This window comes from Burkholderia sp. GW821-FHT14F03 (assembly GCF_058803765.1).
On the sequence record NZ_JBXAPG010000014.1, the window covers coordinates 24,077 to 49,350 of the forward strand.

Sequence of the window (25,274 nt, forward strand, 5' to 3'; positions counted from 1 at the left end):
TATCCATTCACCGTAACGCGCCGCCCGCTCCCTCCCACCGCTCCTGCCGTTTCCCATGTGGATTGTCGACCTCGCGCTCCGGCGCCCGTACACGTTCATCGTGATGGCCATCATGATTCTGCTGGCCACCCCGCTCGCGCTGATGCGCACGCCGACCGACGTGCTGCCGTCGGTCGACATCCCGGTCATCAGCGTGATCTGGAATTACAACGGCTTGTCCGCGCAGGAGATGGCGAACCGCATCACGTCGGTGCATGAACGCACGCTGACCACCACGGTCAGCAACATCCAGCATCTGGAATCGCAGACGCTGCCCGGCATCGCCATCGTCAAGGTGTTCCTGCAGCCCGGCGCGAACACCCAGACCGCGATCGCGCAGACGGTGTCGTCCGCGCAGGCGATCGTGCGGCAGATGCCGCAAGGCGCGACCCCGCCGCTCATCATCAGCTACTCGGCGTCGAGCATTCCGGTGATCCAGCTCGGCCTGTCGAGCCATTCGATGTCGGAGCAGGCCCTCGCCGACGTCGCGATGAACTTCCTGCGGCCGCAGCTGATCACGATCCCCGGCGCGCAGGTGCCCTATCCGTACGGCGGCCGGACCCGCGTGATCGCGGTCGACCTCGACACCCAGGCGCTCACCGCGAAGGGGCTCACGCCCGCCGACATCGTCAGCGCGGTCAACGTGCAGAACCTGGTGCTGCCGACCGGCACCGCGAAGATCGGCCAGACCGAATACCAGGTCGGCACCAACGCCTCCCCCGACACCGTCGCCGAACTGAACCGGATCCCGGTGCAGACCGCGAACGGCGCGACCATCTATCTCGGGGATGTCGCGCACGTGCGCGACGGCTTCTCGCCGCAGACCAACATCGTGCGCAAGGACGGCCAGCGCGGCGTGCTCGTGTCGGTGCTGAAGAACGGCGACGCCTCGACGCTGCAGGTCGTCAACACGCTGAAATCGCTGCTGCCGGCGATCGAGCCGACCCTGCCCGAGGATCTCAAGATCACGCCGCTGTTCGATCAGTCGGTGTTCGTCGACGCGGCGATCCAGGGCGTGATCCACGAGGCGCTGATCGCCGCGCTGCTGACCGCGATGATGATCCTGCTGTTCCTGGGCAACTGGCGCAGCACGCTGATCATCGCGATCTCGATCCCGCTGTCGATCTTCACCTCGCTGCTGGCGCTGTCGGCGCTCGGCCAGACCATCAACATCATGACGCTCGGCGGGCTCGCGCTCGCGGTCGGGATCCTGGTCGACGACGCCACCGTGACGATCGAGAACATCGAGCGCCACCTGCATCTCGGCACCGGCCTGCGCGAGGCGATCCTCGAAGGCGCGGGCGAGATCGCGGTGCCGGCCTTCGTGTCGACGCTCTGCATCTGCATCGTGTTCGTGCCGATGTTCTTCCTCACGGGCGTCGCCCGCTACCTGTTCGTGCCGCTCGCCGAGGCGGTGGTGTTCGCGATGCTCGCGTCCTACGTGCTGTCGCGCACGCTGGTGCCGACCCTCGCGCTGCTGCTGTTCCGCGGGCACGCCGCGCCCGATCCGCACGCGAAGCCATCGCGCCTCGCGCGCCTGTACCACGGCTTCGACCACGCGTTCGAGCGGCTGCGCGCGTCGTACATCGTGCTGCTGAGCGTGCTGCTGGTGCGCCGGCGCGTCTACGCGACGGCCTTCCTCGGCTTCTGCGTGCTGTCGACGGGCCTCGTGTTCGCGCTCGGCCGGGATTTCTTCCCGAGCGTCGACGCCGGCAACATCCGCCTGCACATGCGCGCGCCGACCGGCTACCGGATCGAGGAAACCGCGCGGCTCGCCGATCAGGTCGAGCAGGTGGTGCGCGAGGTGGTGCCCGCGGGCGAGCTGGGCACGATCGTCGACAACCTCGGCCTGCCCGTCAGCGGCATCAACCTGTCGTACAGCAACTCGGGCACCATCGGCTCGCTCGACGGCGAGATCATGATCGCGCTGAAGCCCGGCCACCGGCCCGCGCAACGCTATGTCGAGCAGCTGCGCGCGCTCCTGCCCGCACGCTTCCCCGGCATCGAGTTCTTCTTCCAGCCGTCCGACATCGTCACGCAGATCCTGAACTTCGGGCAGCCAGCGGCGATCGACGTGCAGGTCCAGGGCGACGACCTCGCGGCCAACACCGCGATCGCCAGCCGGCTGATGAAGCAGATCCGCGCGATTCCCGGCGCGGTCGACGCGCACGTCCTGCAACGCAACGACACGCCACTCCTGACCGCCGACATGGATCGCACGCGCATGCAGCAGCTCAACCTGTCCGCGCAGAACGTCGCGCAGAACATGCTGATCTCGCTGTCGGGCAGCACGCAGACCACGCCCGCGTTCTGGGTCAGCCCGAAGACCGGCGTACAGTACCCGCTGACGATCCAGACGCCGCAATACCAGGTCGCGTCGGTCGGCGACCTGCTCGCGACGCCGGTGTCGGCCAGCACCCGCGCGGGCGCGCCGTACCAGTTGCTCGCGAACCTGGTGTCGATCCGCCAGGGCGTCACGCCGGCGATCCTGAGCCACTACAACATCCGGCCCGTGATCGATCTGTACGTGAGCGTCGAGGGCCGCGACCTCGGCTCGGTCGCGGGCGACATCGGCAAGCTGGTCGACCGCGCGCGCGACACGCTGCCGCGCGGCGCGAGCATCGTGATGCGCGGCCAGGTCGAGACCATGCGCACCTCGTACCTCGGCCTCGGCGCGGGGGTCGCGATGGCGATCGTGCTCGTCTACCTGCTGATCGTCGTGAACTTCCAGTCGTGGCTCGATCCGCTCATCATCATCAGCGCGATGCCCGCCGCGCTCGCCGGGATTGCCTGGATGCTGTTCATCACGGGCACCCACCTGAGCGTGCCCGCGCTGACCGGCGCGATCATGACGGTCGGGGTCGCGACCGCCAACAGCATCCTGGTGGTGGCGTTCGCGCGGCAGCGGCTCGACGCCGGCGCGCCGCCGCTGACGGCCGCGCTGGAGGCCGGCGCGACGCGCATCCGGCCCGTGCTGATGACCGCGCTCGCCATGATCATCGGCATGGTGCCGATGGCGCTCGGGCTCGGCGAAGGCGCCGAGCAGAACGCGCCGCTCGGCCGCGCGGTGATCGGCGGCCTGTTGTTCGCGACCGTCTCGACGCTGCTGTTCGTGCCGCTCGTGTTTGCCGGGGTCCATCAGCGTCTGGCGAAGCGCCGGGCGCGGCTGACCGCTTCATCCTGACCGACTGAATTCGCATTGACTGGTTGATTCCATGGAAGAGAAACATCACAGCACCGTCGGCCTCCACGTCGACGAATCCGGCCTCGATCTCCCCGCCCGCGCGCAGGTGTGGACCCGCGCGCGCTTCGCGCTGCTCGTGATCGGGCTGCTGCTCGCCGCGCTCGCGCTGCGCACCGTGATCGCCGACCTGATGAACGGCAACCGGCTCGACGCGCTGACCGCGCAGAACGCCCGCCAGTACGTGAACGTCGTGCAGCCGAGCACCGCGACGGGCGACGCCCACGTGGCGCTGCCCGGCACGCTGCGCGGCTACGTCGAGGCGCCGATCTACGCGCGTGCGAGCGGCTACGTGCAGCGCTGGGAGACCGACATCGGCGCGCGGGTCCGCCAGGGCCAGCTGCTCGCCGTGCTCGATACGCCCGAACTCGACCAGGAGCTGGCGCAGGCAAGCGCGCAGCGCCAGCAGGTCGCGTCGACGCTCGCGCTCGCGAAGACCTCGTTCGACCGCGCGCAGCAGCTGCGCCAGCGCGATGCGGTGTCGCAGCAGGAACTCGACGATCGCCAGGGCGCGTACAACCAGGGCGTCGCGAACCTCGCGGCCGCCGATGCGAACGTGCGACGCCTGACCGAGCTGAAGGGGTTCCAGCGCATCGTCGCGCCGATCGACGGCGTGGTCACGCAGCGCAACATCGATGTCGGCGACCTCGTCAACGCGGGCAACGGCGGTACCGGCCGTGCGCTGTTCACGGTGGTGCAGGCGGACCGGCTGCGGCTCTACGTGCAGGTGCCGCAGACCTACGCGCAGCAGATCAAGCCCGGCCAGCACGTGTCGGTCACGCAGTCCGAGCTTCCCGGCCAGCAGTTCGACGGCACCATCACGCACACCGCGCAGGCGATCGACGTCGCAAGCCGCACGCTGCAGGTCGAGATCACGCTGCCGAATCCGGACGGCCGCCTGCTGCCCGGCGCATATGTGAAGGCGACGCTGCCGATGGCGCCCGTCGGCACGCTGACGATTCCCGCCAACACGCTGCTGTTCCGCGCCGAAGGCCCGAACGTCGCGGTGGTCGGGGCGAACGGCCAGATCCGGCTGCATCCGGTCACGATCGCCCGCACGCTCGGCCAGACGCTCGAAATCGACAGCGGCATCGGCGCGAGCGACCGGCTCGTGCTGAATCCGAGCGATTCGCTCGCCAACGGCGACGAGGTGACCGTCGCGCAAACCGCCAGGCCGGCGCGCGCCGCCAGCGCGGGAGCGCGTTCGTGAGCGCGTACCGCGACATGGCCGGCAAGGCCGCGCCCGGCTGCGCCACGGCCCGCCTGATCCGGCCCGGCCCGCTGCGGCTCGCGGCGGCCGCGGCGCTGCTCGCGCTCGCCGGCTGCACGGTCGGCCCCGACTACCATCGGCCCGACGTCGCCGCGCCGGCTGCATGGCGGCTCGATCCCGCCGACGCCTACTGGCGCCCGGCCGCGCCCGCGCGCGCTTCGCTCGCGCCGGACTGGTGGCAGACATTCGGCGACCCGCGCCTCGATGCGCTCGAAACCGAGGCGCTCGCGCACAACCAGAGCGTGCAGGTGATCGCGGCGCGCTACGACCAGGCGCGGGCGACGCTAGCCTCGGCCGCCGCCGCGCAATGGCCGAGCGTCGGCCTGACGGCGGGCGCGAGCCGCGCGCGGATCTCGTCGGATCGGCCGCTCACCAATTACGCGACGCAAAACACCTCGACGGTGCAGAACGACGTGCAGGTCGGCGCGCGGGTCAGCTACGAGCCCGACCTGTTCGGGCGGATCCGGCGCACCGTCGAGGCCGCGCGGGCCGGCGCCGAGCAGGCCGGCGACGATCTCGCGAACGCCCGCCTCGTGATGACCGCGAGCGTCGCGACCACCTACCTCGCGCTGCGCTCCAGCGACGCCGAGATCGACGTGCTGAACCGCTCGGTCGCGCTGCAACAGAAAGCGCTCGATTTCGTGACGGCGCAGCACGACCTCGGCGCGGTGTCCGGCCTGAACCTGCTGCAACAGCAGGCGCAGCTCGACGCGACCCACACCGAGGCCCAGTTGCTGCTGAATCAGCGCGCCCAGTACGAACATGCGCTGGCGACGCTGGTCGGCACGCCCGCGCCGTCGTTCTCGATCGCGCCGGCCGTGCAGGTGCTGCCCGCCCCGCCGCTGCCGGCCGGCCTGCCGAGCGACCTGTTGCAGCGGCGGCCCGACGTCGCGTCGGCCGAGCGCGCGATGGCGGCCGCCAACGCGCAGATCGGCGTCGCGCGCGCGGCCTATTTCCCACGCATCACGCTCGCGCCGGACCTCGGCTGGGACGCGACCCGCTTCGCGAGCCTGTTCACGGTGCCGAGCCTGCTATGGTCGGTGGGCGCCTCGATCAGCCAGCCGCTGTTCGAGGGCGGCCGGCTGGCGGCCGGCGTCGACTTCGCCAAGGCCGGCTACACCGCTGCGCAGGCCAACTACCGGCAAACCGTGCTGACTGCGTTCGAGGAGGTGCAAAATGCGGTCACGGGCCTGTCGGTGCTCGACGAGGCCAACCGCCGCGCACAGGCCGCCGCCGACGATGCGCGCCGGCTCGTCGGCCTCGCGCAGGATCGCTACGCGGGCGGGCTCGCCGCGTACATCGACGTGATCAGCGCGCAACAGCAGCTGTTGACGAGCGAGCGCCAGCAGGTGCAGATTCGCGGCCAGCGCGCCGCGCTCGTGGTGTATCTGGCGAAGGCGCTCGGCGGCGGCTGGAGCGCGGCGGAGGTGGATGCGGCAGGCGATCCTGCGGCAGGCGGCCCCGCCGCCGGCAGCACCGTCACGACGCCCGCGCCGGCCTCGTGACGGTCAACCGGGAACGGATATGAAAGTATTGATAGTCGAAGACGAAGCCAAGGTGGTCGATTACCTGAGAAGCGGCCTGTCCGAGGAAGGCTGGGTGGTCGACGCCGCGACGGACGGCGAGGAAGGCGCGTGGAAGGCGGTCGAATACGACTACGACGTGGTCGTGCTCGACGTGATGCTGCCGAAGCTCGACGGCTTCGGCGTGCTGCGCGCGCTGCGCGCCCAAAAGGACACGCCGGTCATCATGCTGACCGCGCGCGACCGCGTCGACGACCGCGTGCGCGGCCTGCGCGGCGGCGCCGACGACTATCTGACAAAGCCGTTCTCGTTCCTCGAGCTGATCGAGCGGCTGCGCGCGCTGACGCGCCGCGCGCGCGTGCAGGAGGCGACGCTGATCTCGATCGGCGACCTGCGGGTCGACCTGATCAGCCGCCGCGCGATGCGCAACGGCATCCGCCTCGACCTGACCGCGCAGGAATTCCAGCTGCTCAGCGTGCTTGCGCGGCGGCGCGGCGAGGTGCTGTCGAAGACCACCATCACCGAGCTGGTGTGGGACGTCAATTTCGACAGTAACGCCAACGTGGTCGAGACCGCGATCAAGCGGCTGCGCGCGAAACTCGACGGCCCGTTCAGCGACAAGCTGCTGCATACGATCCGCGGCATGGGCTACGTGCTCGAAGTGCGCGACGAACCCGAACCGGAGCCGAGGCGCCTATGAAACGCTCGATCTCGCTGCGCCTGTCGGTGATGTTCGGCATCACCTCGTTCCTGGTCTTCACGCTGATCGGCGTCGGCATGTTCGCGGTGATGGAGCGGCAGCTGTTCGCCGAGCTGCGCGCGACCTTGTCCACGCGCGCGAAGGTCGCCGAGATGATCGTGCTGCACGCGAACACCCCGGAACGCTGGCGCATCATGCACGAGAAGCTCGCCGACCTGGAGCCGCCGAGCGGGTCCACGCGCTACCAGGTCGACAGCGACAACCCCGCGTTCCGCTTCGGCCAGCCGGTGCGCGGCGCGCCGGCCGGGCCGGCGTCCGGCGCGTTCCAGCTGCTGCGGCTCGACGACAGCGGCTACGACGTGATGGTCCACACCACGCTGCTGCCCGCGGCGGCCGGGCGGCCGCCCGGTCGGCTGATCGTGTCGACCACCTGCGAGCGCACCCAGAAGATGCTCCGGCACATCGGCCTCACGCTCGCCGCGCTGATCGCGGGCGCGACGCTGATCTCGCTGCTGCTGAGCCGCGCGGTCACGCGCTTCGGGCTCGAACCGCTCGTGCAGCTGTCGCGCGAGGCCGCCGAGCTGAGCCCGGCGAACCGCCGCCAGCGGCTGTGCGCCGACGCGCTGCCGCGCGAGCTGCACGACCTCGCCAGTTCATTCAACGGCGCGCTGGAGCGCATCGAGCATGCGTACGACCGGCTCGAATCGTTCAACGCGGACGTCGCGCACGAGCTGCGCACGCCGGTCAGCATCCTGATCGGCCAGACCCAGGTCGCGCTGACCACGCGTGACCGCTCGGCCGAGCGGATGCGCCAGACGCTGCAGTCGAATCTGGAGGAGTTCGAGCGGCTGCGGGTGATCGTCAACGACATGCTGTTCCTGTCGCGCAGCGATCGCGGCGAACGCGCGACCGACCTCGCCGACGTCTCGCTCGCGGCCGAGGTCGCGCGCATGCTCGACTTCCTCGAGATCCCGCTCGACGAGGCGCAGCTGCGCGCCGAGCTGACGGGCGACGCGCGCGCGCCCGTCGATCCGTCGCTGTTCGGCCGCGCGATGACCAACCTGCTGATCAATGCGATCCAGCATTCGCGCGCGGGCGCCACGCTCCAGGTGCGGATCACGCCGCGCGGCGAGCAGGTGGAGATCGCCGTGTCGAATCCGGGCGAGCCGATCGACCCGGTCGCGCGCGCCCATATCTTCGAACGTTTCTATCGATTGGAGGAAGCGCGCGCGAACAGCGAGGAAAACCACGGCCTCGGCCTGTCGATCGTGAAGGCCGTGGCCGAGATGCACGGCGGCGCGGTGTTCGTCACCTGCGGCGACGGCAGGAATACGTTCGGCTTTTCGGTCGCCGCGCACGCCCGCCCGCCGCTCCCCGACCTGCCCGCCGAGCGCGACCCGGGCGAGCGCCGGCCGGCATTGCGCGCGGGATAGCGCGCGCCGTCGCGCACGCGGGTATCATCGACGGGTTTCGCCAACCCGCGCCGGCCCCGGCGCCCGTCCCGGACCCGCATCGCGTGAGCCCCGCCCCACACACCACAGCGCGCTTCTGGCGCGACGCCGCGCTCCCGTTCATCGAAGCCCGCGCGATCGACGACGGTCGCTCGCTGTGCTATGCCGCGCATACGCACGACACGTTCTCGATCGGCACGGTGCTGGGCGGGCGCAGCACCTATCTGAACGGCCGCGCGCGCGAGACGATCGGGCCGGGCGCGGTGGTCGTCGTCAATCCCGAGCAGGTCCATGCCTGCAACCCGCGCGGCGACGACGCGTGGCGCTACCGGATGCTCTATGTCGACGCCGGCTGGCTGGCCGGCTTGCAACGGCAGTTGGGCTTCAGCGCAAACCAGGATTTCCACGCGTTCCCGGCCGCGCTGTCGTGGCAGGCCGATCTGCATGACGGGTTGAACCGCTTCCATCAATTGCTGGTCGGCCCCGACGAGGGACCGCTGCACAAGCAGGAGGCCGCGGTCGCGTTTTTCGCGGCCGTGCAGCGCAGCCTGAATCCGGCGCCCGCGCCGCGCGCGCCGGCCGCGTCGCCCCGGCTCGAACGCGCGGCCGACTACATCGACGCGCACCTCGCCGACGCGCTGACGCTCGACGACATCTGCGCGGCCGCCGGGCTCTCGCCGTCGTACCTGATCCGCGCGTTCAAGGCGTGCTACGGGATGACGCCGCATGCCTACCTGATCGATCGGCGGATCCACTACGGCCGCGCGCAGCTGAAGCGCGGCCGGCCGATCGCCGAGGTCGCGCTCGAAGCGGGCTTCGCGGACCAGGCGCATTTCCAGCGCGCGTTTCGCAAGCGGGTCGCGGCCACGCCGGGCCAGTACCGGGGCTGAAGCCGCCGCCCGCCCGCTACGCGCCGAGCAGGCCGATCGCGCTGCCCGCGAGCAGCACCGCCATGGCGCGATTGAGCAGCCGCACGCGTCGCGCGTCGCGCAGGTGCCGCGTGAGGAAGGCACCCGCGAACGCCCAGCACGCCACCGACACGTAGCACACCACCAGATAGATCGCCGCGAAGCGCCAGACCAGCGCGCTGTCGCCGTTCGCCGCATAGGCGCTCATGCCCGCCGCCGACGCCAGCCACGCCTTCGGATTCAGCCACTGCATCGCCGCGCCGCCGAGCGCGGACGGTGCCGCCGCGCACGCGTCGACGCCGAGCCGGCCGTCGTCGATCGCGAGCCGCCGGGCGAGATGCAGCAGGAACACCACGCCCGCCCACTGGATCGCGGCCGTCAGGAACGGCCAGCGCGCGAGCGCCTCGTGCAGGCCGAACCCGACCAGCAGGAACAGCGCGACGAAGCCAATGGTGGCCCCCGTCACGTGCCGCAGGCTGGCCGCGAAACCGTGGCGGGCGCCCGCGCCGAGCGCGACGAGATTGACGGGGCCGGGCGAGATCGAGGCCGCCAGGGCGAAGGCGGCCATTGAAAGCAGCAGATTCATGCACGTATCCTCGTGACGCTCGGGTTGATCGAGCGCCGAGGATAGAAGGCGGCGGCGCGCCGGTATTGAACAAAACTACCCTGCCGGCGCGCCCTGCCCGTTCGCTACGCGCCGCGCTCGCCGCCCCAGTTCGCGACGTAGTCCGGCGTGCCCGCCGGCGCGCCGTCGACCACCGGCGCGAGCCGCGCGACGCCCATCGGCAGCACGCCGGCCCAGACCGGCAGCACGAGATCCTCTTCGTCGTCCTTCGGCCCGCCGGCGCGGATCTTCGTGACCGCCTCGTCGAGCGCGATCCGCATCACGGTGGTCGCCGCCAGTTCCTTCGCGCTACCCGGGCGTGCCTCCTGCCCACGGCCCGGCGCGAGCTGCTCGAGGAAGGTGTCGAGCGCGGCGGCCTTGTGCGCGTCCGGCACGACTTCGAACTCGCCGTAGATCACCGCCGAACGGTAGTTCATCGAGTGATTGAACGCCGAGCGCGCGAGCACCAGGCCGTCGAGGTGGGACACGGCCACGCAGACCTGCGCGCCCGTCGCGGCGAGCTTCAGCATGCGGCTGCCGTTCGAGCCGTGGATGTACAGGTGGTCGCCTTCGCGCCAGCATGCGGTCGGAATGCAGTGCACGCCGTGCTCGTCGGCGAACGCGATGTGGCACAGATAAGCGTCGTCGAGGATCGCGTACAGCGTGCCGCGATCGTAGTGCGCGCGATTCGCGACGCGACGCACGCGGGTCCGCTCGCTCGACGGCGCCGCGGTGTCGGTGGGGGCGGTGGACATGTTCGGGCTCCAGGTTAATAGTTGAAAAATTGACCATGTCGAAACAATAAGAAAACTATGGCACCATGCGTAGACCCATCCCGTATCGATTTCTTGGAGCCATGATGGATTACGGCGTGCTGCTGGCCAACTTCGAACGCGCGAACGCCCACGAGGCGATGTCGCGCGCCTCGCAACAGCACCGCCTGTATGCGTGCCTGCGCACGGCGATCCTCGACGGCACGCTGGAGCCCGGCACCTTCCTGCTGCCGTCGCGCGCGCTCGCCGAGGCGCTGCGCATCGCGCGCAACACCGTGCTGTACGCCTATGAACGTCTGGCCTCCGAAGGTTTCGTGGTCGGCCGGCGGCAAGGCACGATGGTGATGCACGTCGGGCTGCCGGACGCGGCGCCCGCGCCCGAGCCCGCCGCGCCGCCCGTGCTCGCGCGGCGCGTCGCGGAGCTGCGGCGGTTCGGCAACGAGCAGGACCTGCCGCTGCCGTTCGTGCCCGGCATGCCCGCGCTCGATCAGTTCCCGCTCACCGCCTGGCGGCGCTGCGTCGAGCGCGCGTGGCGGCAGCTCGGCCCGGCGCAGCTCGGCTACCTGCCCGTCGAGGGCAACCTGCGGCTGCGCCGCGTGATCGCCGAATATCTGCGCGTGTCGCGCGGCATGAAGTGCGAGGCCGAGCAGGTTTTCATCACCGACGGCACCCAGCACGGCCTCGACCTGTGCGCGCATGCGCTCGCCGACGCCGGCGACACCGCCTGGCTCGAAGAGCCCGGCTACAGCGGCGCGCGCGCCGCCTTCCAGGCCGCCGGCCTCGGCATCGAGCCCGTGCCCGTCGACGCCGACGGCCTTGCGCCGCCGCCCGCGCTGTGGCGCACGCGGCCGCCACGGCTCATCTACATCACGCCGTCGCACCAGTACCCGCTCGGCGCGGTGATGAGCCTCGAACGGCGGCTCGCGCTGGTGCGGCAGGCGCGCGCGGCCGGCGCGTGGATCCTCGAGGACGACTACGACAGCGAATTCCGCTATCACGGCGCGCCGCTGTCGGCGCTGCAGGGGCTCAGCGACGATGCGCCCGTGATCTATCTCGGCACCTTCAGCAAGGTCATGTTTCCCGCGCTGCGGGTCGGCTTCGTCGTGACGCCCGTCGCACTTGCGCCGGCGCTGCGCGACATCTTCCATGCGCTGTCGCCGCGCGGCCGGCTCGCCGAGCAGCTCGCGCTCGCGGATTTCATCGAGGCCGGCCATTTCACGCGCCACCTGCGGCGCATGCGCATGCTCTACGCGGAACGGCGCGACGCGCTGCAAGCCGCGCTCGAACAGCACCTTGGCGACTACCTGACGGTCTCGGGCGGCGCGGGCGGCATGCACCTGTCCGCGCGGCTCGACGTCGCGGTCGCGGACCACGCGGTCTGCGCCGCCGCGCAGCCGCGCGGACTCGTGGTGCGTCCGCTGTCGCAGTACTGTGCGAGCGCGGCGGGCGCGGCGCGCTACAACGGCCTGCTGCTCGGCTACGGCAGCGTGCCGGTCGAGCGCATGACGGCCGCCGTGCAGCAGCTGCGCGCGGCCATCGACGATGCGCGCAGCGGACGGCCGGAGAACGCCGGGCGCCCGGCGGCGTGACGGCGTGAGGTATGCGCGAGGTTTCGATCAAATGCCCGGCACGGTATCCGCCCGCGCCGGAATCGGCCGCTTTATTTTAATTTCATCCGGTCGATCCACGAATTCCCATGAGCATGCCTTCGGTCATTTTGGAATAATCTCGCAGGCCATTTTCATGATGACATCGCGGCACGCCGGATAATCCTCCAGCAGTTCCGACCGAGTCAGGAGCTGGTAATCCGCATCATCGTAGCCGGGCACAACCAGGCAACTTGCCAGGCCATAATCCCCTTCATCGACCGAGGCGCCGAAAATCCATCCGGCCCGCATCACGGCCGACAAGGATTCGCCCCGATCCGGATCAGGGCCGATTCGCATCGTGCGATATTCGCCCTGCTCATCGATGATATGCATCGTCAGCACCGATCCCGCGTGGTAGCACCAAATCTCATCGGACTTCATCCGATGAAAATGAGAGGGACTGTCGTGCGTGACCATGAAATGGATGCCGGAGTAGTTTCTACGATCCTCGCCGTCGGCGGTCTTTCGCCACACCTCGGACCCGAATAAATATTTGAAATATCCGCCCTCGACATGAGGGATCATGCCGAACTTGCCGATCCAGAAGGATCTCGGTTTTTCCAGATGATCGATTTTTCTTTCTCCATCGCATCGCTTACGCAAACCATCGGAAGCATTGAAAATTGCCATGCGGCAATTATTCGCTCAATTGACTCGACAGCTTCTATTTTCAGGCAAAACGATATCATTCAAGCAAACCGCTCGCCAACCCGCCGCGCCTCGCGCCGGTCAAAAAAGCCAAATCGACGGCTGCCTGCGATGCAAACGAACATTCGCCTCAACGGGGACAACCACGGGCCTCCATTCGCTTCATCCGCCACGCTCTAGGCAACCACGGGCCGCGCCGGATCCGCCCTCCGTCTCAAATCGACGGGCAAGGGCAAGCCGGGCATTCTCAGGTACGCTCATCCTTGCCGCACGCCTGAAAAGTTCGCCGTACGGCGACGTGCGCGAACCCGGGCGCGGTCACGGTCAAGCATCGGTCCGGCCGCTCGCCGTTCGCCCCCTCCCACCCCTTTCAGCAGCAAGACCACGCCATGCACATCGACCTGACTGGCAAGACCGCCCTCGTGACCGCCTCGACCGCCGGCATCGGCCTCGCGATCGCCGAAGGGCTCGCGCGCGCGGGCGCGCAACTCGTCGTCAACGGCCGCAGCGACGAATCGGTGAAGCGCGCACTCGCGCACCTCCGGGTGGCCGCGTCCGGCGCGGCCGTCACCGGCGTCGTGGCCGACCTGTCCGACGCGGCGGGCGCGCAACGGCTGATCGACGCGGCGCCGTCCGCCGACATCCTCGTCAACAACGCGGGCATCTACGGGCCGAAGCCGTTCTTCGACATCGACGATGCCGAATGGGAGCAGTACTTCCAGGTCAACGTGATGTCGGGCGTGCGGCTCGCGCGGCACTACATGAAGGGGATGCTCGCGCGCGACTGGGGCCGCGTCGTGTTCATCTCGTCGGAATCGGCGCTCAACATCCCGGCCGACATGATCCAATACGGCTTCTCCAAGACCGCGCAGCTGTCGATCTCGCGCGGCCTCGCGAAGCTCGCGGCCGGCACGCGCGTGACGGTCAACGCGGTGCTGCCCGGTCCGACGCTGTCGGACGGCGTGAAGGCCATGCTGAAGGAGCAGGCCGCGCGCGACGGCAAGAACGTGGAGGCCGCCGCGGTCGATTTCGTGCGCGCGCACCGCGCCAGCTCGATCATCCAGCGCCCTGCCAGCGTCGAGGAAGTCGCGAATCTGGTGGTCTATACCTGCTCGCCGCAGGCATCGGCGACGACGGGCGCCGCGCTGCGCGTCGACGGCGGCGTGGTCGACACGCTCGCCTGATCCGGTGCGGCGCCGCAGCCGCGGCCGGACGCGAGGCCGTACCGCCGCCCCGCGCATGAGCGGGCGGCGCGCTTCACGCGTTCAGCCCGCGTCCGTCACGGCCCGCAACAGGCCCTTGCGGTCCGCATCCATGCAGGTCGCGAAGCCGTAGCGGGTGACGACACCTCGCTTGTCGAACACGACATAGTAGGGGCGCCGCTCGTCACCCTTGTGCAGCATGTAGTTGTAGCAGACGCCGCTGCCGTTGCGGACCATCCACACGCTGTTCGGATTGCCCCCCGCCTTGACGACCTGTTCCTGCGTCGCGCCCGCATGCGACGCCGCCTTCGGCACCGGCAGGCGCGAGTACGAGAAGGTCCCGAAAAAGCCGAACCACGAACAGCCGGACATCATCAGGATGCCGGCGGCAAACGGAAGGACAAGCGCAGTTCGAGTCGTCGGAAATGGCATGCCGGGGGACAATGCGGCCGGAGCCGTCGCAAGGTAAAAGCTGCATGCTAATCGACGATCCGGGGTCGTTTGTTTAAATTTGTGAAAACAACAACGAAAAAAACGCCTCCGGTGCGTATGGAACGCGGCTAAAGCATGGCAATGCGAAGCACTATTCAATCGGCACGCCGCCGCGCGCCGCGCTTCTGTCACGAACACGAGCGCTAAGTCGCGCTACTGCGTCGATTGCCCCGCTTGCTTCTTGAGCTTCTTGAGCTTCTCGGGCTCCGAGGACTACTCGGGCTTCTCGTCGCACCACCGCGCCGCTCGCAGTCAGCAGACCCACTCCGCCCACAGCACCGTGAGCACGGTCATCAGCGCGGGGCCGATGAACAGGCCGAGCAGGCCGAAGGTTTCCGCGCCGCCGAGAATGCCGAACAGCACGAGCAGGAATGGCAGCCGCGCGGAACTGCCGATCAACACCGGCCGCACGAAGTGCTCGGCGACGAACACGACCACGAAACCGAACGCCGCGAGGCCGATCGCCCACCCGGCCATGCCCTGCGCGAACAGCCACAGCGCGGCCCCGCAGAACACGAGCGGTGCGCAGAACGGCAGCATCGCGGCCACCGCCGTCACGAGCCCGAGCAGCGCCGCATGCGGCACGCCCGCGAACGCGTAGGCGACGCCGAGCAGCGCGCCCTCGCCGAGCCCGACCACGACAAGCCCCGTCACGGTGCCGTGCACGGCCGCCACCATCCGCTGGATCAACGCCGCGCCGTCCGCGCCGAATGCGCGCTGCACGCCCTTCAACAGTGCGTCGGACAGGCGCGGCCCGGCCTGGAAGATCACGAACAGCGTGATCAGCATGAAACCGAACAGCACGCCCGCATGCGCGATCCGCGAACCGAAATGACGGCTGAACGCGAGGAAGTTCTCGCCGTTGACGCCCTTGACGGCGCTCGCCGCATGCAGCGGCTTGGCGAGATTCTCCTGCCACCAGGTCGTGGCCTGCTGCGCGCCGAACGGCAGGTGCTGGAGCGCATCCGGCACGGGAATGCCGTTCTGCTGCGCGCTGCGCCCCCATTCGAACAACGCGTGCGCCTGCCCGGCCGCCTGCGCGAGCCCGATCACGACGGGCACCACCAGCAGCAGCGCCACGGCCGCCGTCAGCCCGACGGCGACGAGCGTGGTGCGGCCGCGCAGCGGCGGCCACGCGTCGATCCGGTGCAGCGCGGGCCACAGCGCGATCGCGATCACGCAGGCCCAGACGATCGCGGGCAGGAAATCGCTGATCACCCACAGCGCGAGCGCGACGAGCAGCGTGTACAGCACGCCGAGCGCGATCGCCTGGGCTTTCGGGCGGGAAGACGGATTGGGGGAAGAGGATGGAGTCGAAGCCATGGGCAGTCCGGTGTCGGGGTCGATCGGGCGCGGCGCGCCGCCCGTCATCTTAGCTTCGCCGCGTGACGGCGCGCGTGCGGCGCATGACGGATGAGCGTTCAGCCAAGCTGCTTGGTCATGAATACGCGGCTCGTTCCGGGCGGATCGCACGGCACTTCGCCGAACCGGGTCCAGCCGAATTTCTCGTAGAAGCCCGGTGCCTGAAAGCTGATCGTATACAGCACGGCGCGCCGGCAGCCGCGCCGCAGCGCCTCGTCCTCGGCGCGCCGCAACAGCTCGCCGCCAAGCCCCGTGCCGCGCAACGCATCCGGCAGGTGGAACAGATCGATGAACAAGAGCCCGAGCGAGGTGCGGCCCGTGAGGCCGCCCAGCGCCTCCCCCGTTTCCGGATCCCGTGCGAGCACCGCGAGCGGCCGGTTGTCGTCGATCCCGGTGTGTTCGAGGTTGAAGACCCTGAGGCCGTCTCCGATCTGCGCCTCCACGCATGCATCGGGCTGATCGGTGATGACGATGTGAACGGCGGACATGCAGGCTCCCGGAGGCACGATGCGCGATCTTAGCGTGCATCGTGTCCTGCTGTGAAGCCGCGATGGCGGCGGCCGGACGGTTCGTCCGAATCGGCCCCGGGGAGCGAGGTCCAGCGGATATCCACGCATCCCGGCGTCCTGCAGGCCTGCCCCGGGAGCCGCTCGACCGGCGCAAGGCAAGCAGCAGCAGCCCCGCGTCGACAGGCGGCCCGCGCGCCGGACGCGTGTCAGGTGAGGCGGGACAGGTGCGGCCGGGAGATGTGGTCGGCTGGATGTGGTCGGCTGGATGCGGTCGGCTGGATGTGGTCGGCTGGATGTGGTCGGCTGGATGTGGTCGGCTGGATGCGGTCGGCTGGATGTGGTCGGCTGGATGCGGTCGGCTGGATGTGGTCGGCTGGATGCGGTCGGCTGAATGTGGTCGGCTGAATGTGGTCGGCTGGATACGGTCGGCTGGATGCGGTCGGCTGAATGCGGTTGGCTGGATGCGGTCGGTTGAATGCGGTCGGCTGGATGCGGTCGGCTGAATGCGGTTGGCTGAATGCGGTCGGCTGAATGCGGTCGGCTGAATGCGGTCGGCTGAATGCGGTCGGCTGGATGCGGTCGGCTGGATGCGGTCGGCTGGATGCGGTCGGCTGGATGCGGTCGGCTGGATGCAGCCACACTGAGTGTGGCCGACTGGGTGCCAGCCGACTGGGTGCGGCCGACTGGGTACGACCGGCCAGGCGCAGCCGGGCGACACCGGTTACCCGTGCAAGGTTGGCTAAACGCGGCCGACTACCGTACGGCCGACCACTGCGCTATCCGCCAAATGCGGCCGGCCATACCTGGGCCGGCCGCAACGAACGCAGGCGATTCGCCTCAGTCCGTGCCGTACTTCGACGAATGCGGCCCGTACAACAGGCCGTTGGGCGGCCCGGCGGACAGCATGCGCAGGCTCGCCAGACCGGCCACGTCGACGCTGTCGTCGGCCAGCGTGTGCGCGATCTGCTTGACCGCGGCCTGCGCCAGCATGCCGATCAACCCGTACGAGTTGAGATTGAGCTGCGCGCCCACCTCCTTGCCGTTCGCCTGCCCGGCGCCCTGCCACAACACATCGCCCGTCCTCAGGTCGACGAGCTTGGCCGAAGCGGACACGATCGTCGTGCTGTCGACGACCATGTATTTCGACCCGTACTGCGTGACCCGCGTGTACAGCGCCGCGTCCGCGCCGAAGATCTCGCGCAGCTTGGCGGGCGCCACCTGCTCGATGTCCACCGGCGTGGTCAGGCCGTTGTGCTTGAAGGTTTCTTCCATCGGCACGACGGGAATCACGTAATACCCCGATTCCGCGAGCGGCATCGTCATCTGCGACAACACGCCGTAGGTCGCCTTGATGTCGGTGGTGTCGTTCACGGGCGGCAGCACGAGAATCGAGCGCGGCTGGCTCTTCTTGAACGCGGTGTAGTCCGGACGCTGCGCCGGGCCTGCGCAGGCCGCGAGCAGGCCCAGCACGGCGAGCACGCCGATGAGCTTCACTGAAATGAATGTGCGCATGGTCATCTCTTATTTTTGTTGGGATCGCTTCAGCAGGAAATCCATATAGGCCGTGGATTCAGGAAACGACTGCTTCTCGGCCTCGAATGCCTGCTCGGCCTGCGTGTCGTTGCCGACGCTCGCGTACAGCACGCCAAGATGCGCCTGGAAGCCCGGCGGAGGACGGTTGCCCTTCGCGCGGATCCGTTGCAGCGCCTGCTCCAGCGCATCGATCTGCTGCTGCGGACCGGTCTGCCCCTTGAAGTACTCGTAGACCTGCGGTTGATAGCCATCCCACTGATACAGCGGCGGGGTCTTGGGAGTCGCGCAGCCGGCCAGCAGCAGGCCGCTTGCGACGAGCGGCAGCCAGGCCGCTCGCGTCGGAAGCTTGATCGTCATGGTAGGGATATCGGTAAGCGGATCGATGGAAACGATGCGGTTCACTTCGCGCGGGCGCCCAGCGCCCCCGCGTCGACCTGATCGACCAGATGATTGACCGCCTCCTGGATCGCCAGATCGAGCACCTTGCCGTTCAGCGTCGAGTCATAGCTCGCGGTTCCGCCGAAGCCGATGACTTCGCGATTCGACACGCTGTATTCGCCTGCACCCTGGGCCGACAACACGACTTCCGAGCTGGTCGTGTCGACGATGTTCAGATTGACCTTCGCATAGGCCACCTGCTCCTTCCCGCTCCCGAGGATGCCGAACAGCTGATGGTCGCCCACTTCCTTCCGGCCGAATTCGGTGACGTCGCCCGTCACGACGAAGCGTGCGCCCTTCACGGCCTGCGACTGCTTCAGGAAGCCCGCTTCCTGCTTGATCTCTTCGAGATTGTCGCGATCGAGCACGTTGAAGCGGCGGCTCTGCTGCAGATGGGTGATCAGAATCGTCTTCGCCTGCCCGCCGAGACGATCGACGCCGTCCGAAAAGATGCCGCGCATATAGCTCGAACGGTTGTCGAACTTGCCGAGCGCGATTTCGACCGGTTTCCCCACGGGTGTGGTACGCGCGCGGTCCGCGACCGGCACCGGCAGCGCGCGCGACGATTCGGTCGCGCAGCCGGCCAGCGTGGTGGCCAGCACGGCAGCCGAAATCAGGAGGGTAGGACTGGAAATTATTTTCAAAATGGACTCCCCGTTGCATTGCATGAAGCGGCTTACACCCGTTCTTGCGTGGGTGCCGGCAATCGGTGCGCGCGATGCCGCCGCCATGCCTTCCCGGCATGGTCCGGTCAACCGGACAAGCCGTCAGCGCGCCTGGACTGCGGACATGCCGACAGCCGACGCCGGACACCGGCGCTGCGCGCAAAGGTGGCCCGGGCGGACGCGTGTGTGCTGGAAGGAGGTGACGTTACCGCTATCCCCGATCGTCCGGATGGTCTCCGGTCACTGCGACGCCAGTCTTGATTTTTTCGGATGGCGTTGCCCGTGCGTTCAAGCCGGGCGACACACATCCCGAACTTGTCGCTCGCGACGGCAGATCTGCTCCACGACGGCTCGTGGCGACTTCACACCTTGCGTGCACCGTTATGAACGGGCGGCGCGCGATGCAAAAACGTGAAGCAGAATGCGCACTTCGCGCTGACACGGAAGCGCGAGTTTAAATGAGGAACAATCCCGGTGCAATATGTGTAGCACGGCGAGTCCGGCCACCTCAAGAATCAATGCGATTCGAATTTCAAAAATTCATCCATTGAAGTGTATTAAATTGTCAATTTTCGATTTTAACGGCCTCAAAACCGACAACTCTCCGAGAGGATGAGGTTGGAACGACGCACGGTGCATATCGCGTATTTGCCACTTCGATCCCTGTCGATCAGCCCCGTCTCCATGCGACATCGACGCAAGCGATCCCGAATGCCGGCATGCAACTCCCCTCTCAAACAAATCGCACATCAAAATATATAAATTGAAGATAAATTCAATACATCAAGATTTTATCTATTTAATCAATCAATCTTGAAATTAACCCTGCGATGGAAGAATCGGGCAAGACCGATACAACACGCATGCCACACGCGCTTCCTTCCGAAATCAATCGATCCGCACGCGCCGTCTCGCAATAGCGACGCAAGCGATCCCGAATGCGGGCCCGCGCCCCGACCACGGGCGAGGCCGGGCTTCAAGGCGGCGGCGTCGCGAACCGCTGCGCGACGCCGCCTTGAACCTTACCGCTCTCCGCGCGTCGCCTTGCGCAGCTTCGCGACCTCGGCCGCCTCGATCGTCGGGCCGCGATTGTTCCAGCCGGCGCGGATGAAGGTCAGCACGTCCGCGATCTGCTGGTCGGTCAACACGTCGGCGAACTTCGGCATCGGATACGCGGCCGGCAAGCCCTGGATCACGAGGTCCTCGGTGCCGTTCAGCGTCACGTTGATGAGCGACGCGGGATGCGGCTCCAGCACGGTCGGATTGCCCGCGAGCGGCGCGAGCAACGGCGCGAACGCGCGCCCGTCGACGCCGTGGCAGTGCATGCAATACGCCGCGTACACCTTCGCGCCCGGGTTGCCGGCCGGCCGCGCGAGCGCCGCCTGCGTGTCCTTCGGATCGTACTGATACGGCGGCGCGCCGTTGCCGCCCGCCGCGGGCAGCGACTTGAGATAGCGCGCGATGGCCGTGAGGTCGTCGTCGCTCAACGCCTGCGTGCTGAGGTTGATCACGCTCGTCATCGAGCCGAACGCGCTTGCGTGCGTATTCGCGCCGGTCTTGAGGAATTGCGCGAGATCGGCCTCGCTCCAGCGGCCAAGCCCGACGTTGTGCTCGCCGGTCAGATTCGACGCGAACCAGTTGTCGATCAGCGCGCCGGACAAAAACGCCGACCCGCGCTCGTCGAGCGCCTGCTCCTGGAAGCCGACGCCGCGCGGCGTATGGCACGAGCCGCAGTGCCCGAGCCCCTGCACCAGGTACGCGCCGCGATTCCACAGCACGTCCTTGTCCGGTTTCTCCGCGTAGACCGTCGTGTCGAGGAACACAGCATTCCACAGCTTGAGCGGCCAGCGCAGGTTGAGCGGCCACGGGATCTCCGCCGCGCGGTTCGGCGCGGGCACCGGCTCGACGCCGTTCATGAAGTACGCGTAGAGCGCCTTCACGTCGTCGTCCCGCACCTTCGCATACGACGGATACGGCATCGCCGGGTACAGGTTGTGCCCGTCCCTCGCGACGCCCGCGCGCAACGCGCGCGCGAACTCGGCCTCGGTGTAGCGGCCAATGCCCGTGTCGGGGTCGGGCGTGATGTTGGTCGAATAAATCGCGCCGAGCGGCGTGACCATCTTGAGTCCGCCCGCGAACGGCCGGCCATGCGGCGCGGTGTGGCAGGCGACGCAGTCGCCCGCCTTGGCGAGATAGGCGCCGCGCGCGACCAGCGCCGGATCGGCCTGGGCGGCGCCCGCCGCGCCGGCGAACGTGAATGCGAGCGCCGCGCCGAGCGTGCGCGCGACGCCTGTCAGGGTCTTCAATGCCATGATCGGGATCCTCGCTCAGGCAGGGTTCGAGGCGCGCAGCTGGTCGCCCACGGGCAACTGCCGCAGGCGCTTGCCGGTGGCCGCGTAGATCGCGTTCGCGACCGCCGCCGCGACCGCCGCCGTGCCCGGCTCGCCGATCCCGCCCGGCGCTTCCGCGCTCTTCACGATATGCACGTCGATGCTCGGCGTCTGGTCGATCCGCAACATCCGGTAGTCGGTGAAGTTGCGCTGCTCGACGCGGCCGTCCCGGATCGTGATCTCGCCGTACAGCGCCGCCGTGATCCCGAAGATGATCCCACCCTGCACCTGCGCCTCGATCGTGTCGGGATTCACCACCATCCCGCAATCGACCGCGCACACCACGCGCCGCACGCTCACCTCGCCGTTGTCGACCGCGACGTCCGCGACCATCGAGAAATAGCTGCCGAACGCGTACATGACCGACACGCCGCGCCCCTGCCCCTTCGGCATCGACGCGCCCCACCCCGCCGCCCGCGTCGCGGTGTCGAGCACGTTGCGCGCGCGCGGCGACTTGCCGAGCAGCGCGCGCCGGTACGCCACCGGGTCGGCCTTCGCCTGCGCCGCCAGCTCGTCGATGAAGCTCTCGACCACGAAGGTGCCGCGCGTCGGCCCGACGCCGCGCCAGAACGCGGTCGGCACGTGGCGCGGCTCCTCGCGCACATACTCGATGCGCTGGTTCGGCAGGTCGTACGGCAGATCGGACGCGACCTCGACCGCGTCCGGATCGACGCCGTCCTTGAACGCGGGCGGCGCGAAGCGCGCCATGATCGACGAGCCGACGATCCGGTGCCGCCACGCGACCGGCCGGCCGTTCGCATCGAGCCCGGCCGAGATCCGGTCGTAGTAGTACGGCCGGTACATGTCGTGCTGAATGTCCTCCTCGCGCGTCCACACCACCTTCACCGGCGCATTCACCTGCTTGCCGATCTTGAGCGCCTGCTCGATCATGTCGGTCTCGAGCCGGCGCCCGAAGCCGCCGCCCAGCAGATGATTGTGGATCGCGATCTTCTCGGCGGGCAGCCCGGTCACCCGGCGCGCGGCGTCCACCGCGCGCGTCGGCACCTGGGTGCCGACCCAGACGTCGCAGCCGTCGGGGCGCACGTGCACCGTGCAGTTGACGGGCTCCATCGTCGCGTGCGCGAGGAACGGCTGCTGATAAACCGCGTCGACGCGGGTCTTCGCGTCCGCGAAACCGCGCTCGACGTCGCCGTCGCGGCGCGCGACGGCGCCCGGACGCTCGGCCGCGCGCGCGAGATCCGCGACGATCTCGCGCATCGACACGCGCGCGCCCGCGCCCTCGTTCCACTGCACGACGAGCGCCGACGCGCCGCGCTTGGCCGCCCACGTGTGGTCGCCCACCACGGCGACCGCGTTGTCGGCGCGCACCACCTGGCGCACGCCCGGCACCCGGCGCGCCGCGCCGTCGTCGACGCTCGCGACCGTGCCGCCGAACACCGGGCTGTTGACGATCACCGCGTACAGCATGCCCGGCACGCGCACGTCGAGGCCGAACTGCGCGCTGCCGTCGACCTTCTCGGGCGAATCGAGCCGCTTGACCGGCTGACCGATCAGCTTGAAGTCCTCGGGTTTTTTCAGCGCCACGTCCTTCGGCGCCGGCAGCTTCGCGGCTGCATCCGCCAGTTGCCCGTAGGAAGCGCGCCGCCCGCTCGGCGCATGCAGCACCTCGCCGTTCTGCGCATGGCAACTCGCCGGGTCGACCTTCCACTGCGCGGCGGCCGCCGAGACGAGCAGCGTGCGCGCGGTCGCGCCCGCGCGCCGCATCGGCTCCCATGCATAGCGGATCGACGTCGAGCCGCCCGTCAGCTGGCCGCCCAGCAGCGGGTCGAGGAACAGCTTCTCGTTCGGCGGCGCATGGTCGAGCGTCACGCTCGACAGCGGCACCTCCAGCTCTTCCGCGATCAGCATCGGGATCGACGTATAGACGCCCTGTCCCATCTCGACCTTCGGCATCACCAGCGTGACCTGCCCGGCGCGATCGATCCGGACGAACGCATTCGGTGCGAACACGCCCGGCTGCGCGCCCTCGACGGCGTCGCCGCCGAGCACCGAGCGGCGCGCATCGCCGCCCGCCGCCGGCACGCTGAAGCCGAGCAACAGGCCGCCGCCCGCCGCCGCGCCGAGCGTGATGCCGTACTTGACGAATGTGCGCCGCGACAACCCGGCGCGCGCGGCCGCCCGGCCGGCCTCGATCAGTCCTCGCGACATGTCAGGCCTCCTGAGCAGCGTGCTTGATCGCCGCGCGCACGCGGTTGTAGGTGCCGCAGCGGCAGATGTTGCCGGTCATCGCGGCGTCGATGTCGGCGTCGGTCGGGCGCGGATTCGATGCGATCAGCGCCGCCGCCGCCATCACCTGTCCGGACTGGCAGTAGCCGCACTGCACGACGTCGAGCGCGCGCCACGCCTCCTGCACCTTGCGGCCGGCGGGCGTCGCGCCCACCGCCTCGATCGTGGTGATCTTCTTGTCGCCGACCGCCGCGACGGGCAGCACGCACGAACGCACCGCGATGCCGTCGAGGTGCACGGTGCAGGCGCCGCACTGCGCGATCCCGCAGCCGAACTTGGTGCCGGTCAGCCCGACCAGATCGCGCAACGCCCAGAGAAGCGGCATATCGCCGGGGGCGTCGACCTCGTGGGGCGTGCCGTTGATGGTAAGCGTCGTCATGGTGGGAACTCCGGGACTTGGTTGTAATGGTGGGGTGATTCGCACACCGGACAATCCGCGCCGACCGGCGGCCCGCCGCCAGGACGGACCGCTGTCGTTCAGGCCGCCTTCGAGGCGGTCTTGTAGCGTTCCAGCCAGTGCGCGTACGGCGCGGGCAAGGTCCACGACGGACGTTCGACGCCCAGCGTCTTCGCAGCGTAATGCGGCCAGTGCGGATCCGCCAAGTGCGCGCGCCCGACCATCACGAGATCGAGCTGGCCGTCGGCGATCACGCGCTCGGCCAGTTGCGGCGTGTCGATGCCCCACGCCGATGCGACCGGCAGCCGCGCGTCGCGGCGCACCCGTTCGGCGATCGGCGCGAGGAAGGCCGGCCCCCAGGGGATCTGCGCGGTCGGCGTCGAGAAGCCGATCGTGACGCTGAGCAGGTCCAGCCCCACCTCCTTGAGACGCCGGGTCAGCGCAATCGACTCCGCGAGCGTTTCCTCGTCGCGGCCATCGTACTCGATCACGCCGAAGCGCGCAGTCAGCGGCAGGTGCTCGGGCCAGACCCGGCGCACCGCCGCCAGCGTCTCGACCAGGAAGCGGCCGCGATTCTCCGCCGAGCCGCCATACGCGTCGTCGCGCTGATTCGAATGAACGGAAAAGAAACTCTGGCCCAGATAGCCGTGCGCGAAATGCAATTCCAGCCACTCGAAGCCCGCGTCGCGCGCGCGTTGCGCGGCCGCGACGAAGTCCGCCTGCACCCGCGCGATGTCGTCGAGCGTCATCGCGCGCGGCACTTTCGGCAGGTGCGCGCCGAACGGCACGGCCGACGGCGCGATGAGCGGCCAGCCGCGCGGATCGTGATCGGCGATGTGATCGTCGCCGTCCCACGGGCGGTTCGCGCTCGCCTTGCGGCCGGCATGCGCGAGCTGGATCCCGGGCACCGCGCCCGCCGCCTTGATGGCGGCCGCCGAGCGCGCGAAGGCCTCGGCCTGGGCGTCGTTCCACAGGCCCGCGCAGCCCGGCGTGATGCGCCCTTCGGGCGCCACCGCGGTCGCCTCCGCGATCACGAGCCCCGCGCCACCGCGCGCGATGCCGGCCAGATGCACCTGATGCCAGTCGTTGATCAGGCCGTCCTCGGCCACGTATTGGCACATCGGCGGCACCGCGATACGGTTGCGCAGCGTGACGTCTTTGAGCTTGAAAGGTTCGAACAAAGCGGACATCGATGACTCCAGGTCAAGGTGGGGCGATTCGGAATACGGAACA

The 25,274-nt window shown here is 68.9% G+C and carries 21 protein-coding genes; 8 read left to right on the forward strand and 13 right to left on the reverse strand.

Features of this window, described 5'->3' with window-relative positions:
• Positions 1 to 55: 55 nt before the first annotated feature.
• From AC1RQF_RS11595 to AC1RQF_RS11620, 6 genes are all read left to right on the forward strand, one after another.
• A complete protein-coding gene (locus tag AC1RQF_RS11595; protein WP_273998072.1) occupies positions 56 to 3,223 on the forward strand; it encodes an efflux RND transporter permease subunit in 3,168 nt (1,055 codons plus the stop codon).
• 31 nt (positions 3,224 to 3,254) lie between these two features.
• The gene (locus AC1RQF_RS11600; RefSeq protein WP_273998071.1) at positions 3,255 to 4,490 is read left to right on the forward strand and encodes an efflux RND transporter periplasmic adaptor subunit; all 1,236 of its coding nucleotides are present in this window, start codon (positions 3,255 to 3,257) and stop codon (positions 4,488 to 4,490) included.
• A gap of 53 nt (positions 4,491 to 4,543) precedes the next feature.
• A complete protein-coding gene (locus tag AC1RQF_RS11605; RefSeq protein ID WP_492872133.1) occupies positions 4,544 to 6,055 on the forward strand; it encodes an efflux transporter outer membrane subunit in 1,512 nt (503 codons plus the stop codon).
• A gap of 19 nt (positions 6,056 to 6,074) precedes the next feature.
• On the forward strand, positions 6,075 to 6,773 hold the full coding sequence (locus AC1RQF_RS11610) for a heavy metal response regulator transcription factor (RefSeq protein ID WP_273998070.1): 699 nt from the start codon (positions 6,075 to 6,077) through the stop codon (positions 6,771 to 6,773).
• A complete protein-coding gene (locus tag AC1RQF_RS11615; protein ID WP_273998069.1) occupies positions 6,770 to 8,206 on the forward strand; it encodes a heavy metal sensor histidine kinase in 1,437 nt (478 codons plus the stop codon). Before AC1RQF_RS11610 ends, AC1RQF_RS11615 begins: the two co-directional genes overlap by 4 nt.
• Before the next feature lie 83 nt (positions 8,207 to 8,289).
• Complete coding sequence (locus AC1RQF_RS11620) at positions 8,290 to 9,114, forward strand: AraC family transcriptional regulator (protein ID WP_492872093.1); 825 nt, start codon at positions 8,290 to 8,292, stop codon at positions 9,112 to 9,114.
• Between the two features lie 16 nt (positions 9,115 to 9,130).
• On the opposite strand, the gene AC1RQF_RS11625 is transcribed toward AC1RQF_RS11620, so the two are convergent.
• Entirely contained in the window at positions 9,131 to 9,718 is a 588-nt protein-coding gene (locus AC1RQF_RS11625) for a LysE family translocator (protein ID WP_492872094.1), read from the reverse strand.
• A gap of 104 nt (positions 9,719 to 9,822) precedes the next feature.
• Positions 9,823 to 10,491, reverse strand: coding sequence for a pyridoxamine 5'-phosphate oxidase family protein (locus AC1RQF_RS11630; protein WP_273998065.1), 669 nt, complete (start codon positions 10,489 to 10,491; stop codon positions 9,823 to 9,825).
• A gap of 104 nt (positions 10,492 to 10,595) precedes the next feature.
• On the opposite strand from AC1RQF_RS11630, the gene pdxR reads away from it, so the two are divergent.
• A complete protein-coding gene (gene pdxR, locus AC1RQF_RS11635) occupies positions 10,596 to 12,098 on the forward strand; it encodes a MocR-like pyridoxine biosynthesis transcription factor PdxR (RefSeq protein ID WP_273998321.1) in 1,503 nt (500 codons plus the stop codon).
• A 123-nt stretch (positions 12,099 to 12,221) separates the two neighbouring features.
• Here pdxR and AC1RQF_RS11640 read toward each other — a convergent pair whose 3' ends face one another.
• Positions 12,222 to 12,788, reverse strand: a complete 567-nt coding sequence (locus AC1RQF_RS11640; protein ID WP_273998064.1) for a cupin domain-containing protein — start codon at positions 12,786 to 12,788, stop codon at positions 12,222 to 12,224.
• Between the two features lie 407 nt (positions 12,789 to 13,195).
• Here AC1RQF_RS11640 and AC1RQF_RS11645 point away from each other — a divergent pair, with 407 nt between their 5' ends.
• Positions 13,196 to 13,990, forward strand: a complete 795-nt coding sequence (locus AC1RQF_RS11645) for an SDR family NAD(P)-dependent oxidoreductase (protein WP_273998063.1) — start codon at positions 13,196 to 13,198, stop codon at positions 13,988 to 13,990.
• 81 nt (positions 13,991 to 14,071) lie between these two features.
• Here the strand turns inward: AC1RQF_RS11645 and bamE are convergent, their stop codons facing one another.
• The 10 genes from bamE to AC1RQF_RS11695 form a co-directional block, all read right to left on the reverse strand.
• Positions 14,072 to 14,440, reverse strand: coding sequence for an outer membrane protein assembly factor BamE domain-containing protein (gene bamE, locus AC1RQF_RS11650; RefSeq protein WP_492872095.1), 369 nt, complete (start codon positions 14,438 to 14,440; stop codon positions 14,072 to 14,074).
• Positions 14,441 to 14,752: 312 nt separating this feature from the next.
• Positions 14,753 to 15,823 carry an AI-2E family transporter gene (locus AC1RQF_RS11655; RefSeq protein WP_492872096.1) on the reverse strand — a complete coding sequence of 357 codons (1,071 nt, stop codon included), beginning with the start codon at positions 15,821 to 15,823 and terminating at the stop codon, positions 14,753 to 14,755.
• A gap of 98 nt (positions 15,824 to 15,921) precedes the next feature.
• Positions 15,922 to 16,350 (reverse strand): GNAT family N-acetyltransferase, encoded by a 429-nt coding sequence (locus AC1RQF_RS11660; protein WP_273998060.1) that lies wholly within the window; start codon positions 16,348 to 16,350, stop codon positions 15,922 to 15,924.
• 858 nt (positions 16,351 to 17,208) lie between these two features.
• The gene (locus tag AC1RQF_RS11665; RefSeq protein WP_492872097.1) at positions 17,209 to 17,883 is read right to left on the reverse strand and encodes a DUF799 domain-containing protein; all 675 of its coding nucleotides are present in this window, start codon (positions 17,881 to 17,883) and stop codon (positions 17,209 to 17,211) included.
• A 9-nt stretch (positions 17,884 to 17,892) separates the two neighbouring features.
• Positions 17,893 to 18,261: a DUF4810 domain-containing protein gene (locus AC1RQF_RS11670; protein WP_273998058.1), complete on the reverse strand. Its 369-nt coding sequence runs from the start codon at positions 18,259 to 18,261 to the stop codon at positions 17,893 to 17,895.
• 41 nt (positions 18,262 to 18,302) lie between these two features.
• Positions 18,303 to 19,010 (reverse strand): CsgG/HfaB family protein, encoded by a 708-nt coding sequence (locus AC1RQF_RS11675; protein WP_492872098.1) that lies wholly within the window; start codon positions 19,008 to 19,010, stop codon positions 18,303 to 18,305.
• 1,019 nt (positions 19,011 to 20,029) lie between these two features.
• Complete coding sequence (locus AC1RQF_RS11680) at positions 20,030 to 21,319, reverse strand: c-type cytochrome (protein ID WP_492872099.1); 1,290 nt, start codon at positions 21,317 to 21,319, stop codon at positions 20,030 to 20,032.
• Positions 21,320 to 21,334: 15 nt separating this feature from the next.
• Positions 21,335 to 23,566: a xanthine dehydrogenase family protein molybdopterin-binding subunit gene (locus AC1RQF_RS11685; protein WP_492872100.1), complete on the reverse strand. Its 2,232-nt coding sequence runs from the start codon at positions 23,564 to 23,566 to the stop codon at positions 21,335 to 21,337.
• A 1-nt stretch (position 23,567) separates the two neighbouring features.
• A complete protein-coding gene (locus tag AC1RQF_RS11690; RefSeq protein ID WP_273998055.1) occupies positions 23,568 to 24,023 on the reverse strand; it encodes a (2Fe-2S)-binding protein in 456 nt (151 codons plus the stop codon).
• A 98-nt stretch (positions 24,024 to 24,121) separates the two neighbouring features.
• On the reverse strand, positions 24,122 to 25,231 hold the full coding sequence (locus AC1RQF_RS11695) for an NADH:flavin oxidoreductase/NADH oxidase (protein WP_492872101.1): 1,110 nt from the start codon (positions 25,229 to 25,231) through the stop codon (positions 24,122 to 24,124).
• Between the last annotated feature and the right edge of the window lie 43 nt (positions 25,232 to 25,274).